This is a genomic window from Microcoleus sp. A006_D1 (assembly GCF_036702805.1).
In the GTDB taxonomy this organism is placed as follows: domain Bacteria; phylum Cyanobacteriota; class Cyanobacteriia; order Cyanobacteriales; family Microcoleaceae; genus Microcoleus.
In genome coordinates, this window is sequence record NZ_JAUBVZ010000002.1 from 347,337 (window position 1) to 363,920 (window position 16,584).

Below are 16,584 nucleotides of genomic sequence, written 5' to 3' on the forward strand. Positions count from 1 at the left end.
CTACACTAAAACTTAACTTTGAGAACTACTAGATATTAGGGCTTACAAGGCTAGACGGAGCAAAGGAAATGGCATCTACTAATATCCATGCGTATCCAAATACTCTTCAAAAGTCTGGTCTGTTTCGTCAGGGTCGTAGCCGAAAACATCATACATTACCCCTGTATAGTCCTCGCAGCCCTCGCCATCGCGATCGTACACATCCCTAAAGCTTTCCAAGTCTGATGCTTTTGGCGATCGAGAGGGTTGCACTGCGCGAACTTTGCCGTTTGACAATTGCTCTACACTTTTACCTACAGAGATACGCCAAGGATTTTTTGCATTAGCTTGCCTCAGATACTCTATCGCATCTTCGGTTCTGTTTAACTTCGCCGCAGCAAATCCTTCTCCAATCAGAAATATATCTTTTTCTGTTTCCTGCCTTTGTTTCTGAAATACTTGATAAGCCTGCTCAAAATTACCCGCCACTAAAAAACAGCAACCAATCAAAAGAATAGATGTTTTTATATCTACATTTCCTCTGTCGTTTACTGCTTCCTGTAGTTGGATTTGCGCCTCATCCACTCTCTTTAACAGGATTAGTGCCAGAGATAAAGTATGAATTAGATATGAGTCTAATCTGCGGGCGCGATACTTTTCAATGACTTCAATAGCCTTTGTATACTCTGCTTTGCTGATATAAAGTCTAGCCAGCCGTTCAGCGATATAATCTTTTTTTTGTCTTTGCTTTTTGGGAGAACGAGGAAAAGTGAGCGACTCAACTAAATACTGTTCTGCTAGCTCGCGATAACGAATAGCTTCTGGTTTGTCTAGCTGACCGTAACCGCTCAAAATCCAATATTGAACAAATGCCGTTTTTCCGAGAGAATATAACTTATCAACACCCTCACAAACACCGTTTATTGCTGTTGTGGCAGATTCACCTTCCGGCCTGTCTAATTCCCAACATTTATAAAAGTAGTGCCACGCATAGTTGGCATTTTCTAAATCTTTTGGGAAGTAAGTAACATCGTCTTCCCGACAAACATTGTGACTCAATTTCAATGCAAAAACTGCTGTATCCCACTTGTTGACAATCATTTCATAGTATGCAGAGCCGATGCTGTACAGCGATTTTATATATTCGTTACGACACCGACTGCGCTCTCGGTTTTGCTCTGGACTGGTAGGGTCAAGTGATTCCCAAAATTGGAGAGCTTTTTTGAAAGATTCAATTCCTTCTAGACGTTTTTGTTTTGCAACTTCTAAATTCCGATCTTTCCAATAGGTATTAGGTAGGACTTCTGCAAGTAAGTATCCCTTTCGATAATGGTCTTTGATCCGATTTGGAGCTATAGATATGGCCATGTCATAGTATGTGATCGCTGATTCTGCCTCTTTCCGAAGGTTTCCATCACGCCTATTTCTAGGTGTTTTTAGTTCCATAGCATTCTGATAATGCAAGTATGCTAAATTTGCCAAATAAGTAGGATTGTTCGGCATTAATTCGACACATCGCTGGCGCAGCATTTCAGATTCACGGCGAAACTTATTCTTGCTGTTTAAAAATGCTGTTTTTTCTGGCTCTTTTCTAGGGATGTCCTCTACCGAAACCTGGGCCAACTTCCCGCAGGCAAATCCGATTTCGCTCAGAATTGTGGCATCTGTCCATATTGGGTGCTGACTGAGATTCTCTATGGGGGAAAATTTGTTATGTACACCTTCCCAATCATTGCGATTTTTGAAGGCGTTAATTTCATCTTTCATAGTTGACTCCCCTGGATTAGGTAGTTTCATTACAGCTTCCATCTGTTCGCAATCCAGCAGACAGCAGAAAGGTAAAAAAGCATTTTGTGCGATCGCTCCCGCTCGAATCATTTGTCCCCGGACACGTTTGTTAAAATCCTCAGATGAAATATTTAGCTCGGCTACAACAGAAAACCGAATGATTACTTGCGTCGCTGTTTTATTAAACGAACTCACTCTGAGTTTTTTAGCTTTCCGAATATTGTCCTCTTTTTTGGAATAAATACCTATTACATCTTCGATAGATTCAAGAGTTAGATCTGGGAAATTAGGGAACAACCCTACTATTTCATCTAAATATTTGCCTTCATAGGTGATTTGCCCTTGTTGAAACCGCGACTCATCAGCTCTGGTAATAATTGTTACCACTTTTTTGACTCCCTGAATATAGGACTGCCCTGCTTATATCCACTAAACCGGTTTATTTGTATGCGTGCAAGCTCTATGACGGTGCAGGCGATCGCGAGGCGATTTGCGGACACTGGTGCTTATTATATCTAAAATTAGTAAAAAATGATCGTCGGTAGGTCAGGCAAGATGTCAATGCCGTAGATTGCCAGATCGATCGCCCCTTGACTTCATGCGCTACAATTATTAAGAAATCTTTAGTTAAATCCGTTTAACGTCTCGGACGCATTATGAGTCTTCCCATTCGCAACGTCGCCATTATTGCTCACGTCGATCACGGCAAAACCACCCTTGTGGATGCTCTCCTCAGACAGTCCGGGGTCTTCCGCGAAGGGGAAGAAGTCCCAGATTGCGTCATGGACTCCAATGACATCGAGCGCGAGCGTGGCATCACCATCCTTTCCAAAAATACCGCTGTCCGATACAAAGAAACCCTAATCAACATCGTCGATACCCCCGGACACGCCGACTTCGGTGGCGAAGTCGAACGAGTTCTCGGCATGGTAGACGGTTGCTTGCTAATCGTAGACGCCAACGAAGGCCCGATGCCGCAAACCCGCTTCGTGCTCAAAAAAGCCCTGGAAAAAGGACTGCGCCCGATCGTCTTTGTCAACAAGATCGATCGCGAGCGAGCCGACCCCCACAAAGCAGTCGATAAAGTTTTGGATCTGTTCCTCGAACTAGGTGCTGACGACGATCAGTGCGAATTTCCCTACCTCTTCGGTTCCGGCTTAAGCGGTTACGCCAAAAAACACCTCGAAGACGAAGGGGTAGATATGAAGCCCCTCTTTGAAGAAATCCTCGACCACGTACCACCCCCCGTAGGCGACCCCAACAAGCCGCTGCAACTGCAAGTAACCACCTTAGATTACTCAGAATACGTCGGCCGCATCGTCATCGGCCGCATCCACAACGGCACGATTAGAATCGGTCAACAAGCAGTCTTAATCACCGAAAGCGGCGCCATTGTCAAATCAAAAATTACCAAATTGATGGGCTTTGAAGGCCTGAAGCGGATTGATATCCCAGAATCTTCTGCTGGTAATCTTGTCGCCGTTGCCGGTTTTGCTGATGCGTATATTGGCGAGACAATTACCTGTCCCAACGACCCGCAAGCGCTACCTTTAATCAAAGTAGACGAACCAACTTTGCAGATGACTTTCTCTGTGAACGATTCGCCGTTCTGCGGTCAAGAAGGTAGTTTGGTAACATCGCGTCAAATTCGCGATCGACTAATGCGAGAACTCCAAACCAACGTCGCCTTGCGCGTCGAAGAAACCGAATCTCCCGACAAATTCCTCGTATCCGGCCGTGGCGAACTCCACCTCGGAATCCTGATCGAAAATATGCGCCGCGAAGGATACGAATTCCAAGTATCTCAACCGCAAGTAATCTTCCGCGAAGTCGGTGGTCGTCCCTGCGAACCCTTTGAATGTTTGGTGTTAGACGTACCCGAAGAAGCAGTCGGCGGCTGCATCGAACGCCTCGGTCAGCGGAAAGCAGAAATGCAAGATATGCACGTCAGCAGCACCGGCCGCACCCAAATCGAATTTTCAGTCCCCGCCCGTGGTTTGATTGGATTCCGAGGCGAGTTTATGCGCTTAACTCGCGGCGCTGGAATTATGAACCACAGCTTCCTCGACTATCGCCCCCTCGGTGGAGAAATTATCGCCCGTCGCAACGGAGTATTAATTTCCTTTGAAGAAGGAACTGCAACTACTTATTCACTGAAAAATGCTGAAGACCGCGGCGTATTTTTCATTACCCCCGGAACCAAGGTTTACAGAGGGATGATTATCGGAGAAAACAACCGAGATGAAGACATGGAGCTGAATATTTGCAAGTCGAAGCAGTTGACAAACCACCGCGCCTCTGGCGGTGAAGAATTGGCGCAATTGCAAGCACCAGTCGATATGAGTTTGGAACGCGCTTTGGAATACATCGGCCAGGATGAATTGGTGGAAGTAACACCGAAATCAATTCGCTTGCGGAAGGTTTCTAAGAAGTTGGTGAAACGATAGAATCAGTCTAGGGCTGGCAATTAATTTTGCCAGCCCTGAGTGTCTACTTCAAACTACTGTATTTAAAGGCAATATTAATCATTTTAACTCAATCAAAAATAGGTAAAAACGATGTCAACAGTTTATCGTTTAAAAGCCAGCGAACTAGATCGTAACTTTTTAGAACAAATCAAAGCGATTTTTGGAGATAAAGAGATTGAAATAATTGTCTCAGAATGCGATGAAACCGAATATCTATTGAAATCGGAAGTCAATAAAAACAAACTGTTGAAAGCTATTGAAAATGTTAAAGACAGACAAAATTTAGTTGAAGTCGATCTACAGGATTTGCAATGAGCAGAAGAATTATTTTTGAATCTTCTGCTGCTAATCAGAAGCCAAATATCGAGCAAATTATTTCAGTCATTACTAAACCAATTATCGGAGAAATTTGTCATCAGGTTATATTTAGTTATGGGGATGAATTACGGCTAGATTTCGGTGAGATGTCTGCCTATACTCACCCAAAACTAGCACATCTATGCAAAGGTAGTTGGCAATTTGGCGCAAGGGCAACACCTTGGGTTTTCAAGCAAGGCGATCGAATCTTAACTTCTTCCTTGCCGGTAGATATAGATGCAGAAATAGACGAGGTAGAAATAGATGCTGTCAAAAAAGTTTTGCAGCAATTGGAAAATAAAGAATTGATTGATTTTGTGATTGATGCTCATAATATTAGTCTCACTCTAGTTTTTGAGGGTGATTACCAACTAATTTTACAGCCAGATTTCCAAGATGATTCTGGACTTCCCTATTGGGAATTGTTCATGCCAACAGAACAAGTTTTGACGGTTGGGCCTAGATTTTTTTGGGAATGTAAATCAATTCACGAACGTTAAATGATTAAGGAAAGTATCTATAAATCTCTTTCCTATGCAGTATCCTAACGAAACAAACTACGCCCTCATTAACTTTAATACCGATGCGGTAATCTCCCAGCCTAATGCGATAGTAATCTCCATCGCCCTTTAGTTTTTTAAGATTGCTGACTTCATTTAATTTTTCTGCATTCTCAACATCTTCGATCGCTTCCTGAATTCTTTGAAACAAGTCGGCATCAAGAATTTTGAGCAAATCCTTTTCAAAGCTTTTTCTAAACTCAACATTCATGGTTTTGCCTTCAAGATTTTGAAGATTTGCTCGCGACTGACTGTTTCAGTATTTTCGCCTTCTTTGATAGCATTTTCCATTCCTATATCTTCTAGGGCTTCTGTTAAAATTTCCGAAAATACTTCTTTTTGTTCTTTTAATAACTCAAAAATAGCTGCTTTGAGTAATTCTTTAAGCTTGGTTTCGTCTAGAGTAATTTCAGACATAGCTTTTTTCTGTGCTATTTTTTTAAGGTTTTAATTATATCACAAAACAGGGAAAATTTAGCCAAATTCAGTTCACGGGTGGCCAGAAACGGGGTTTTTTCGAGAATACTCGTCAAACCCCCCAGAAACTGCGAAAAACCCGGTTTCTTTGCTTCTCGCCAGAAACCGGGTTTTTCCCTTGAATTATTCGCTGCGCCTCGTAGCAGTAGCCAAAAACCCGGTTTCTTTAAGACTCAAAATGAACTCTTTTGACCCAGTTTACGACAGCCTGAAGTAAATCGGGCTCATGGGGGGAGAAGGTTTGCAGGGGTGGATGAGGTGTGTCGGCGATGAGGCAGATTGTACCGTCGAAGCGGGTGAGGGCTTCGAGGAAAGTAGGGCTAAAACCTTGGGCGGCGGGGGATGTGGGGTCTTCGTAGAAGATGAGGATGGGGTGTTTGTCGCTGTGGCGGCGGAGTCGATTCCAGTAGGATTTGAGTTGGGAGAGGGTTTCGGGTTCGCCGTTGGATCTTTCGGGACAGTTTTGGTCGAGGAATTGTTCGTAGATGTCGGGGGCGGGGTTATTGGGGTCGATGAATTTGCTGGTGTCGATGCAAATTAGCTGTACTGAATCGATTAATTGTGTTTCTACAAGTCTGGCTTCAAGGATTTTGGGTAAATCTGCTAAATTGAGGCTTTGCGTGAAGGGGGTAGAACCGACTCCTGTTGTTTCTGGGACTTCTGGATGGGGTGTGGTGAGTTGATGGTGCCATGCTTGATAGAAGTCGGGGTACGGGAGTTCTTGGGCAATGTTCCAGAGGACTTGATAGCATTTTTCAAAGAGGTTAAAGTTGTTTTCGTAGGTTTTATTGATGAGATGAGGCTTGAGGGCAGAAATCACGTTTCTCCTTTGTGCGTTAGTGGTAATAATTTGTCCTAAATTCCTGGCAGCCCACCCACAGCCATATCCGTCCTGACCGGTTTCGAGGAGTCTGATCCAAGCAGCAATAGTGTTGAGATTGCTCTGTCTGATTTTCTCTAAACTATTGGCAGCCTGTATACGGATCAATTTATCCTTAGTGGTTTCAAGAAGTCTGACCCAAGCAGCAATGGCTTTAGGATTGCCCAGGTCTATTTCCCATAAACTAGAAGCGGCTTTCTGACGAACAGATTCATGCTCAGTAGTTTTGATAATTCTGATTAAAGCAGCAATAGCATCGGGATTGCCTGGGTTGGTTTTCCCTAAACTTTCAGCAATTTCTTGACGGTCAGATTCATTTTCATTAGTTTCAAGAAGTCGGACTAAAGCAGCAATAGCATCGGGATTGCCCAACTGAATTTCACTTAAACTTTTAGCAGCAAGCATACGAATATATTCACGATCAGTGGTTTCTAGAACTGTAACCAAAGCAGTAATAGCTTGGGGATTGTCCAGCCCTATTTTTCCTAAACTCTCGACAGCATAACAGCGGGTATATTCATCCTCAGTGGTTTTGATAATTCTAATTAAATCAGCAATAGCATCAAGATTGCTCTGTCCTATTTTCCCCAAACTAGAGGCAGCGAGCATACAGGTATATGTATCCTCAGTGGTTTCAATAATTCTGACTAAAGCAGCAATGGCATGAGGATTACCCTGCCCTATTTCCTCTAAACTAATGGCAGCAGCCCAAAAGATTTCAAAATCATCAGAAGTTTCGATAATTTTGACTAAAGCAGCCACAGCTTGGGAATTTCCCTGTCCTATCTTTCCTAAACTCTTGGCAACTTTTTTACGGATAAATTTCCTCTCAGTGGTTTCAATAATTCTGACTAAATAATCAATGATTTGGGAATTACCCTGCCCAATTTTCTCTAAATTAGAGGCAGACTGCTGACAGATATTTTCATCTTTAGTGGTTGCGAGAATTCTGACCAAAGCATCAATAGTATGAGGATTTTCGGGGTCAATTTCCACTAAACTCTTAGCAGCTTTGATACAGGTTGATTCATCCTCAGTGGTTTCGAGAACTTTGATTAAAGCAGCGATTGCTTGGGAATTGCCCTGTTCTATTTGCCCTAAAGTATAGGCGACATGCCAACGGGTTGATTCATCCTCAGTGGTTTCGAGAACTCTGACTAAAGCAGCGATTGCTTGGGAATTACCCTGTTCTATTTGCCCTAAAGTATGGGCAACTTGCCAACGGGTTGATTCATCCTCAGTGGTTTCGAGAACTCTGACTAAAGCAGCGATTGCTTGGGGATTTCCTTGTTCTATTTCCTCTAAACTATAGGCAGCTATCTGACAGGTTAATTTATTCTCAGTAGTTTCAATGATTCTGACTAAAGTTGCGATCGCCTCTGGGTTGCCTCGGTCAATTTTACCCAAATATTCAGCGATATTTAGACGAACTTTCTCATCGTCAGTAGTTTTCAGTAAATCAATGAGTTGGTTGACAGCTATACTATAATTTGTCTGTAACAGTGCTGCTCTTGCTCCCTCTGCAATTGGATCGAGAAATGTCTGCCATTTTTGTTTTTCAATATTCAAATAACCACAGCCCCACTTAATGATTGTTGCTACTATTTCATCAGCCCGCGAACAATCTTTAAACTCTCCTATTCCCGCAGCAGCTAGAAAACCGACTCGATATTCATAAAAATCACTGCACCCATCTTTAAACCCACCCAACGCCTCAATAAACTCATCCTTCTGCTTCCGATTCAGACCCTCGATCCCCAACCACAGCAAAATCACCTGCTTCCACTGCGCTGCAAAAATCCGATATTCCTTCCCCACCACCGGAAAATTAACATGATTCCGAGGTAAAAAATAATCCCAATCATCCACCGTCAACGCCGCAAAATACTCCTGAAACGTCGCATGATAAAACCCATAGACAGATTCTTCCGGTTCATCAAAATCGATGCCTACCCGATTTAACCATCCTAGAGATAACGCTAATGATAATAAAGAGGTTTCATCGCTGCGTTCTCCTAAATACTCACTAACTAGCTGATAGGACAAGCGAAAACGACTAGACTTGCCATCAATTGCAGCTTTTGCTAATTCTCCTAACCCTTGATGTAAAAGTTCCTGACACTGACTCTGAGTTTTTCCACATAGCTTTGCGTAGGTTTTGATAAATTGCTCTTTCCAGCGATAGATATACTTAATAAAACTTGCATATAATTTTGCCTGAGTATCCGGTAAAGTTCCCTTTCTCGAACTCCAAATTTGACACAACATCCACAACCGCAACGGATTTTGAATTAACTCCTTGAGACGGGAATTTTCCGACTTTACTAACTCCGCCTCCAAACTCTCCCCCGCCGCACCATCCCCCATCCCCGCAAACCAACGGCGAATATACTCCGTCACCTGTTCCCGGTTAAACTCCAAATTGCGAAACACATCAAACCCCGAAAAAGCATTTTTATCCGCCTCCCAAACATTCACCCGACAAGTCACCACCACCCGCGCCGGCTGTACCCACGACCTTAATAAATCTTTCGCTAACTGCTGCATTCCTTGAGTGTGAGTCATTTCATCCACACCATCCAGCAACAACCAAACCCGACTCATTTGCGCTTCTAAATCCCGGCGCGTGACTTCTCCTTGACACCGACGCAACCACACTTTTTCCAAATACTCACAGATATCTTGCTCCCCTAATTCAGCTAAATCTATCCAAATCGGCAACCCCAAATCTTGCTCTAAAATCCAATCAGCAATCTTCTGCAACCGCGTGGTTTTCCCCGCACCCGGTTCGCCAATAATCGCAATTTTTCGCCCTTGACTAATGTCGCTTTTGCCTTGTCGCAACACATCCTCAAAAAAGCGTTCTTCAGCAATGGGAATCAGTTTTTCTGTTTCTTTTTCCTTTTCTTCCGGCTGAGTCCCAGGCTGAGGTTTTGGTTTTTGACGTTCGACAATGGCTAAGGGAACATAAACGCCATCCAGTTGCGGAGTCATCCCGTTGGCGTTGGTGAAGAGATTGGTGGTGAGTTGCTTTTGTTGCGCGAGGTTGTGGCGGCAGATTTCTTGCCAGTTTATGGGTTCTTCTTTAGGTTTAGGAGTTTCATGGGATATCTCGACTGTGACTGACCCAATTTTAACCTTCCACTTTTCCTCAATTACTTCTAAATTGTCTTTTTTCTCGGCAGTTTGATGATTCAGTTTGAGGGAAAATTTCCAAAATCCTTGATTTCTTGCACTAGGTTTAAGGTCAAGTATACCTAAGTCTTTCAGACAGTCGAGAACATCTTGGATTGCCTCTCCTCTTCTCTGGGCGTTATCGACATTCTTTTCATCCTTGGGTTGAGATAGTTCTAACGCCTTTCCGAAACATTCCACCAATGCCCATAAATCTTCTTTAGTTATCCCTTCAACGATTTTGGTTTGTTTGTTGCGTTTTTGCTGAAATTTACCCGATACCAGCAACTCATCTTCCTTTACCCATTCCACGTTGAAGGTAGCTTTCAGCTTATCCCCCGGCACGTCAATTTCCCCATCCGCGAGGGCGAGTAACGCTTCAACCAGTTTGAAGACGTTGTTTTTTGTGGTGGCGTTTTTCCCGTATTTTCGTGCCATCGCTACCTTTTGAATAAAATTTATCGTCGCTTGGGCAAGTTTGCCCAAACCAGTTGGTTTGCCCAAGCGCTTAACCCTGATTATACAAGGCTTTCATAATTTTTGGTTTTTGCTTGATTGGGCAAAAGCCCAAAAAAATAATTTACCTCATAAGCACAAAACGAGGTGAATTATGGCTACCCAAGAAGACAGAATCAAACAACGCGAAGCATTGGAAGATGCTCATGGTAATTTTGTTGAGCCATATATTAATCAATTGATTGAAGTTAACGCGCAGTCTTTACCCAATATTGATGTTGCGCTTCCTGGGTTGTGCTATGTGTCGGGATGGTTGGCGTTGGTTCTATTGTATTGTTTTTGGATGCGATCGCGCGGGTAAAAGTAATCTTGAACTCAAAAACAGTTGTTCGATAGCGAAAAGTTCAATCGCCCCTTCGATAACTTCTCGCGTCATAGCCTGCCTCCTGATTCTGAAATTTCAGCTTACGCATTCCGATCTATTTGTGCATCTATCTCCGTAAAGATTTACTTCCCCGTTATTTGACATAATCTCATGTTTATTTTATTATTAGCTTCTCGATCGCACTTTCTTTTTCATGTCAATTGACACATCGGACTGCGATCGCACGCTGAACTAAGTCACACAATATGTTTTAATTTATATTTGAGCAAAACCTAAACAAACCCAGCCATGAGTCCAAAATCCATAGCCGTAATCAACTTCAAAGGCGGTGTCGGAAAGACTACCGTCACTTGGAGTCTGGGAAATATCATATCCCAAAGCACAGACTTAGAAGTTCTAATGTTAGACTTAGACCCGCAGATGTCGCTCACAGAGGCGATCGGGCTTAACGAAAATACGGGTCATTTAGATGACAAATTTGGTAAGTGGTACGAAAAATCTCTCAAACACAGACTGACAATTTACGATGCCCTCGAAGTCTTTAAAAAAGCCGGACAGAACTTTAAATTTCCCGTTGGTTTCGACACCATTTATCAGGTTGACGAACAGTTGCATTTTGTCCCTTCAGTTGAAGAATTGTATTGGTTAGATTTGGATGGATTTGAGGGGAAAAGTGTTAAAGACTTCATCCGCCAGTTTAGCGGCAAAATCGCCAACTCTCCCAATCTCCCCAAATACGATTTGATGCTGTTTGACTGTTCACCTTCCTTCAGTCTCCTCACCTACAGCGTACTCTCTTGTTGCGACTTAGTATTAATTCCCGTCAACCCAGATTATTTTGGTTCTCGGGGATTGAGTTTAGTTTTAAACTCGCTCCAGAAACGGATTGAGCCTTACCCGTTTCCTAAGATTGCAGTGTTTATGAATAAAGCTAAAACCTATGGAGGATTGCTGACAAATGAAGTTCAGTTTTACATGAGAGAAGTCAAGAGACTTTGCGCTGAGATATCAAAAGACAATAACATAGAAGTGAGATTTTTAGAATCGACGATTCGGGAAAGTGTCGGGCTAAAACGGGCGATTAATGAAGGAGAACTGCCGCGAGAATTGGTGAAAGAATTTGAGCAACTTTGGCGCGAGTGTGAGGAGTATCTGAAATGATTAAAAAAGACATTTTGGCTGCTGCTGAGGAAGAAAGTGGCGGGTTAGTTGATGAAATTGGCGAACTTAAGGAAATCTTGCGGGAGGTTTCCAAAAAATTAACTAGGATTGAGACTCAAGTCAAGCGGGGAGTGCTTTCCGCTAGGTCTAAAAAATCGGAATTAGCTACTGTTGCTGATGTTGCTAAACCTGCTAATTCATCGGCGGGAAATGTTCTCGAAGTTTATGAAGAATTGCGTTTACAAGCTAAGAATGGTGATGAACTAGAGGTGAGGCAAAAATTGTCTGCTATGAGTGCAACTGATTTGAATTTGATGTGTTGCGAGTTAGGGATGCCGCCCAGCAGCAAGAATCCGTCCCGCAAAAAAATGTTTGAACTAATTATTGGTAGAATTAAGCAGAGTTTGATGCTGTCGCGGCATATCGATCGCCAAACACTTTAAAAATTAGCAGATGAATCGATAAAATGGGTTTTAACTTGCATTGGCTACTGGGATCTGGAACAGGCAAGATGCCAGTTCCACAAAAGAGTTTTCTACAAAAGCCAGTTCCACAAAAGTTTAAGTTGACTGTGGGGTGGGCATCTTGCCCGCCCCTAAAAAGCTGGTTGCAAATTTTGCAACTGTTAAGCTTCCATAAATTATGGCGGTTTTGGTCGATCGCCCTAATCACCCTAACACTCGCAATCACCATATTTTTGAGCCTTCACAGCCCCGGAACACCCGCAGCCCAAAAACCGAGGATACTGGCATTTACAGCTCTCCAAAGGCACGGCAGCGAGGTGAGGAACAGTTTATTTGCGGTCAACGCTACCAATTCTGCTCGCCGCGAACTTGCACCCAACATAGATGTTAGTTATACCCTAGCTTGGTCGCCCAAGGGCGATCGACTGGCTTTCGTTAGCGGAGACACTGACATTTATACAGTCAATGCTGACGGTTCCGGGCTAACTAAACAGTTTGCTGGGGAGTTTTGCAAAGCAGCTAATTTTAAAATATCTTGGTTTTCCAACAGCCAGAAACTTGTTTTTGCTCGTTCCTGCGACGGTTCAACCTCTGATTCTCCAGGCAGTCAATCACTTTATACAAGTGACACTTCTGGCATTAAAGGAACTAAATTAATTCGGAATTTGGAAGCGGGGGGAGAGCCGCCTAAAACAGAAATTTCATCAGCCTTCTATCTTTCTCCTGACGGCCAGCAGGTAGCATTTGTCAAGGATAAAAATATCTACAAAATGAATGCTGACGGTTCGGAAATGACTAAATTAACTCAAAGTCCGGGCAAATATATATCCGGTGGTAGCGAACTTGTCTGGTCGCCCGATCGCACAAAAATCGCTTTTTTCTCCGGTACCTATCCCCAACAGCAAGTTTACACCATTAATGCCGACGGCACAAACCTCAAAAAATTGACGAACAACCCGCAAAATCAGGTTTACAGCGTCAAGCTATTTTGGTCGCCAGACAGCAGCCGCATTGCTTACTATCAGGGCAAACCGGGCGATTTGAGCGGGGAAATGCAAGATATTTATGCGATCGACATTAACGGCCCAACAGCCCAGAACCTCACCCAAAAACCCCAAAATTATGATGCACTTTCTTGGTCGCCCGACGGCAAACTTATCGCCTTCGCCGCCGGAGACTTCAACCAGCAAAAATTATACACAATAAATGCTGACGGTGACAACCTAAATCAACTAGCTCTTCGGCTAGAACCGTCGGCAATCAATGAATTAGCTTGGTCTTCTGACAGCCAACAAATTGCTTTTACATTTAATGAAATCAAAGAAGACAAAAGCAATTTGTATGTAATTAATCGCGACGGTTCAGGATTGACTAAATTGACCAACGACAAGGATTTAAATGCTGGTCTTCCGGTTTGGCAGCCACAGTAAATTTACGGGTTAATTAATCATACAGTCCTGGACGCAAGTGGTTTGACGTGCTGCTTATGTCGGCAAGGTGTGCACTGCCGACCCTACCCGGTTTGGCAACCGCAGTAAAGTATAATCTCCGCGCAAAACTATCTCTGCGTATTAATAGGTACGGGCAGGTTTTGTACAAATTTTATCGATTATTGGCAAAGTCTATTCGCTAAACCTGCCCCTACAGAATTTTTCTCAAATTGGAGCAGATGCAATAATTTTTTTCTCCTTAAATTGCTGGTGAACTTCCAATTCATGTCCTTGAAGTTCCTGATGTTTTTCATCCTGCACCTGTTTGTCAATTTTGGGCAACTTTAAAATCGCTCCAGCCAAAACCCAGTAATAAACAGATACTGGATCTACATCCAGCGGATAGTATTGAGGATTGATCGTAATAAATCCCACAAACACCCAAAAACTAGCTCCGTAACTCCGCAAACTTTTGTCCTTCACAGAACGGTACGCTCGAAAAGTTAGAAAAGCTAAGTGTAAAAGCATGATTTGAAAAGCCATCATTCCCGGATAACCGAGTTCGTAGATCAACTTAGGATGAAAAGTTTCAATTAGCTGCGTAGCACCAAATATCCGCGTTGAATTAGTCGCTCGTCCCACACCTCTCCCGAGAGGTTTGCCAATGATAAAATTGTTGCTCTGCTCCAACTGATTTAACAAAAACTGCTGGGGCGGTGCAGCATTCCAGCGGTTAACAAAACTATCCCACCGCTGCTCGACAATTCCCGGGTTAATTGCCGCACCGACAAACAGCAGTATCGCCAGTCCTGCACCGATGGGAATAAATCGTTTGAAATTGACTAATTGACCGGTGAGAATTAGCAGGATTGCCGTAGCAACTGGAACCATCACTAAAGCAGCTCTTTGACCGGAAATAACTGCATTGGCAAATACTAATGCCATGCCAAGTAAACCGATAACTCGCCACCAGAATGAAGGGTCGCAAAAGGCACAGGCAAAGGTTAAAAAAGCATTAGAGATTAAAAACCACGCCCACTGCCAAGGCGCGACAAAAGTTCCCGGCAAACGGATGAATTTGACTTCGGGACTGAATACCAGAGAACCGCCGACAAAACATCTAGCTTGCAGCGTTGCTTTATATAATTCTTCTCCGGTCATTCCTCGGGTGCCAGCGCACCTTCCGCTTTGCAGCAACAGGTACTGAATCAAACCGAGAACGCAGCAAACGATCGCCAAAACTACGTGCATTCTACCAAAAAACACCAAATCCTTCTTAGTGCGGAGCAGATAATAGGTACAAGCAATCAGCGGTATGTAGCCTATCAATACTTTTAAGCCGAGAATTCCTTGCAGAATAGGTTTGTCGCCTTTCATAGGGTTGAGCTGCATCTCCCCGTTGACAAAAATTAAAGTCAGCATTGCCATCATCAACAGGATGCTGAAGGTAGAAAGCATTTGTTTGGGAATGAACACAGGCAACTGTTTCTTTTTGCAGCCTTGAATTAGGGCGATGAGAGCTGGTATGTAGAAAGCATCTTTGGCTACTTGAAATGCAGCATTCCCGCCGCCAATTGCGTAAGTAATTGTACCGCTGAAAGGCAGGTAAATTAGAAAAGCCCACAAAGCTTGACGGGGGTATTTGTAGGAAAGCAGCAAGATGGCTACGGCTGCGCCTCCTGCCATAGCAATCTTAGGGCGGGCAACGAACAACAGGAGGATGCTGACAGCAATGCTGACCAAGCAGCAAATGACGATCGCCTGCACTAATTCATTGCGCTTTTGTGAAGTTTTGCGTTTTTGAGCAGCGACTTCTTTTTTGCTGAGCGCTGTGGTTTTGTCGCTGTGCTTGTGTTTGGATTTTTGGGATTTGCGCTTGGTTTTCAACATAACTTCTAGAAGGGACTTATGTAGAAGGCTGAAGGCGATATGATCTAGAAGGTAGCAGGCAGAATCAATAAAATAAAAAATATTTGGGAAGATGCGGTTAATTATTTTGAAAGTCGAGAGCGATCGCCAATGTCGATCGAGATTGTGGGTGTGATGCGGGCGCTACTTACACTTGCGACCTTGTAGAATATAACCGCTGCATCTATAATGTACAAATCTCGAAAAAATAATTTTAATCGATCGCTGAAACTGAATATGAAGTTAACAAAATTTGTATCGATCGGCATTGCCATCTTTTTAGGAGCAAGCGCGAGCATATTATCGAGCAGCAGTAGAGCATTGGCGGCCGAAAAAGTTGTCCTCACATTTGGCCCGATCCGTCAAACCATCAATATCAGCGACTTAGAAGACTTTGCCAAAGACGGCACGACGACGGCAACCCTCCAACAAATTATCGGGTTCTCCAAAATGGACCCACAAATACTGCGAGGGTTGATCGGTTTAGAAATCGGTTTAAAGCCAGCTAATCTGGCCCGGGTAATTTACAGCACCCCGGGAGAAAAAATCAGTGACGAAATCGGTCAAGCAATTCGGACTCAGCGCCGCACCGAAAGCGGCAAAGCTCTGCGGGCGGCGGTGATGCTGGCATCCGGCGACGACGGTAAGGTATCGCTGCTGGAAATCCTGAAAAAGTATCCTCTGCCGGAGGTTTACGTAGATGTTGCCAGCATTGCTGCGACTGTTGGGAAAATTCAGGGTTTGGCCGGAAATCTCAGCAGCCTGCTTCAAGATTCGATGCGCGAGACAACGAGGACAACTGAAACAACTAGCACCGAAAGTCCGATCGCACCTCGCCGCAACGTGCAGCCAACAACTCCCCCTCCAGCGCGTCGCCCCAGCCCACCCTTACCAGCACCAGCACCGCAGCCTGTGAGGCCCGTCAGAGGCCTCTGGTAAGAAAATCATCAATGTGTCGTAGGGGCGGGTTTAGCCAGCAGTTGTGGCATCCCGCAGACAATTTTGAGACCAAACCCGCCCCCTCTGGTAAGAAAATCATCAATGTGTCGTAGGGGCGGGTTTAGCCAGCAGTTGTGGCATCCCGCAGACAATTTTGA

Annotated in this window: 13 protein-coding genes; 8 read left to right on the forward strand and 5 right to left on the reverse strand. The window is 43.8% G+C overall.

The window, feature by feature from the left end; all coding sequences use genetic code 11:
- Positions 1-78 precede the first annotated feature (78 nt).
- Positions 79-2,154 carry a tetratricopeptide repeat protein gene (locus QUB68_RS04435; protein ID WP_332989751.1) on the reverse strand — a complete coding sequence of 692 codons (2,076 nt, stop codon included), beginning with the start codon at positions 2,152-2,154 and terminating at the stop codon, positions 79-81.
- A 269-nt stretch (positions 2,155-2,423) separates the two neighbouring features.
- Between QUB68_RS04435 and typA the strand changes: the two genes are divergently transcribed.
- The 3 genes from typA (at position 2,424) to QUB68_RS04450 (ending at position 5,092) form a co-directional block, all read left to right on the forward strand.
- Entirely contained in the window at positions 2,424-4,214 is a 1,791-nt protein-coding gene (typA, locus tag QUB68_RS04440) for a translational GTPase TypA (protein WP_332989753.1), read from the forward strand.
- Between the two features lie 111 nt (positions 4,215-4,325).
- The gene (locus QUB68_RS04445; protein WP_293131904.1) at positions 4,326-4,550 is read left to right on the forward strand and encodes a hypothetical protein; all 225 of its coding nucleotides are present in this window, start codon (positions 4,326-4,328) and stop codon (positions 4,548-4,550) included.
- Positions 4,547-5,092 (forward strand): hypothetical protein, encoded by a 546-nt coding sequence (locus QUB68_RS04450; protein ID WP_332989756.1) that lies wholly within the window; start codon positions 4,547-4,549, stop codon positions 5,090-5,092. The genes QUB68_RS04445 and QUB68_RS04450 overlap by 4 nt, the downstream gene beginning before the upstream one ends.
- A 4-nt stretch (positions 5,093-5,096) precedes the next feature.
- Here QUB68_RS04450 and QUB68_RS04455 read toward each other — a convergent pair whose 3' ends face one another.
- From QUB68_RS04455 to QUB68_RS04465, 3 genes are all read right to left on the reverse strand, one after another.
- Positions 5,097-5,363 carry a type II toxin-antitoxin system RelE family toxin gene (locus tag QUB68_RS04455; RefSeq protein ID WP_332989758.1) on the reverse strand — a complete coding sequence of 89 codons (267 nt, stop codon included), beginning with the start codon at positions 5,361-5,363 and terminating at the stop codon, positions 5,097-5,099.
- The gene (locus QUB68_RS04460) at positions 5,360-5,569 is read right to left on the reverse strand and encodes a hypothetical protein (RefSeq protein ID WP_332978812.1); all 210 of its coding nucleotides are present in this window, start codon (positions 5,567-5,569) and stop codon (positions 5,360-5,362) included. The genes QUB68_RS04455 and QUB68_RS04460 overlap by 4 nt, the downstream gene beginning before the upstream one ends.
- A gap of 226 nt (positions 5,570-5,795) precedes the next feature.
- Positions 5,796-10,121: a HEAT repeat domain-containing protein gene (locus QUB68_RS04465; RefSeq protein ID WP_332989761.1), complete on the reverse strand. Its 4,326-nt coding sequence runs from the start codon at positions 10,119-10,121 to the stop codon at positions 5,796-5,798.
- Between the two features lie 172 nt (positions 10,122-10,293).
- Between QUB68_RS04465 and QUB68_RS04470 the strand changes: the two genes are divergently transcribed.
- The 4 genes from QUB68_RS04470 to QUB68_RS04485 all read left to right on the forward strand — a co-directional run bounded on the left by QUB68_RS04470 (position 10,294) and on the right by QUB68_RS04485 (position 13,579).
- Positions 10,294-10,500: a hypothetical protein gene (locus tag QUB68_RS04470; protein WP_332989762.1), complete on the forward strand. Its 207-nt coding sequence runs from the start codon at positions 10,294-10,296 to the stop codon at positions 10,498-10,500.
- A gap of 312 nt (positions 10,501-10,812) precedes the next feature.
- Positions 10,813-11,685, forward strand: coding sequence for a ParA family protein (locus tag QUB68_RS04475; protein WP_332989763.1), 873 nt, complete (start codon positions 10,813-10,815; stop codon positions 11,683-11,685).
- Entirely contained in the window at positions 11,682-12,128 is a 447-nt protein-coding gene (locus tag QUB68_RS04480; protein ID WP_332989765.1) for a hypothetical protein, read from the forward strand. The genes QUB68_RS04475 and QUB68_RS04480 overlap by 4 nt, the downstream gene beginning before the upstream one ends.
- Positions 12,129-12,196: 68 nt before the next feature.
- Complete coding sequence (locus QUB68_RS04485) at positions 12,197-13,579, forward strand: DPP IV N-terminal domain-containing protein (protein ID WP_332989766.1); 1,383 nt, start codon at positions 12,197-12,199, stop codon at positions 13,577-13,579.
- Between the two features lie 225 nt (positions 13,580-13,804).
- Here QUB68_RS04485 and hpsL read toward each other — a convergent pair whose 3' ends face one another.
- Complete coding sequence (gene hpsL, locus QUB68_RS04490; RefSeq protein WP_332989768.1) at positions 13,805-15,469, reverse strand: hormogonium polysaccharide biosynthesis protein HpsL; 1,665 nt, start codon at positions 15,467-15,469, stop codon at positions 13,805-13,807.
- A 255-nt stretch (positions 15,470-15,724) separates the two neighbouring features.
- Here hpsL and QUB68_RS04495 point away from each other — a divergent pair, with 255 nt between their 5' ends.
- A complete protein-coding gene (locus QUB68_RS04495) occupies positions 15,725-16,426 on the forward strand; it encodes an alpha/beta hydrolase (RefSeq protein ID WP_332989769.1) in 702 nt (233 codons plus the stop codon).
- The last annotated feature ends 158 nt before the right edge of the window (positions 16,427-16,584 follow it).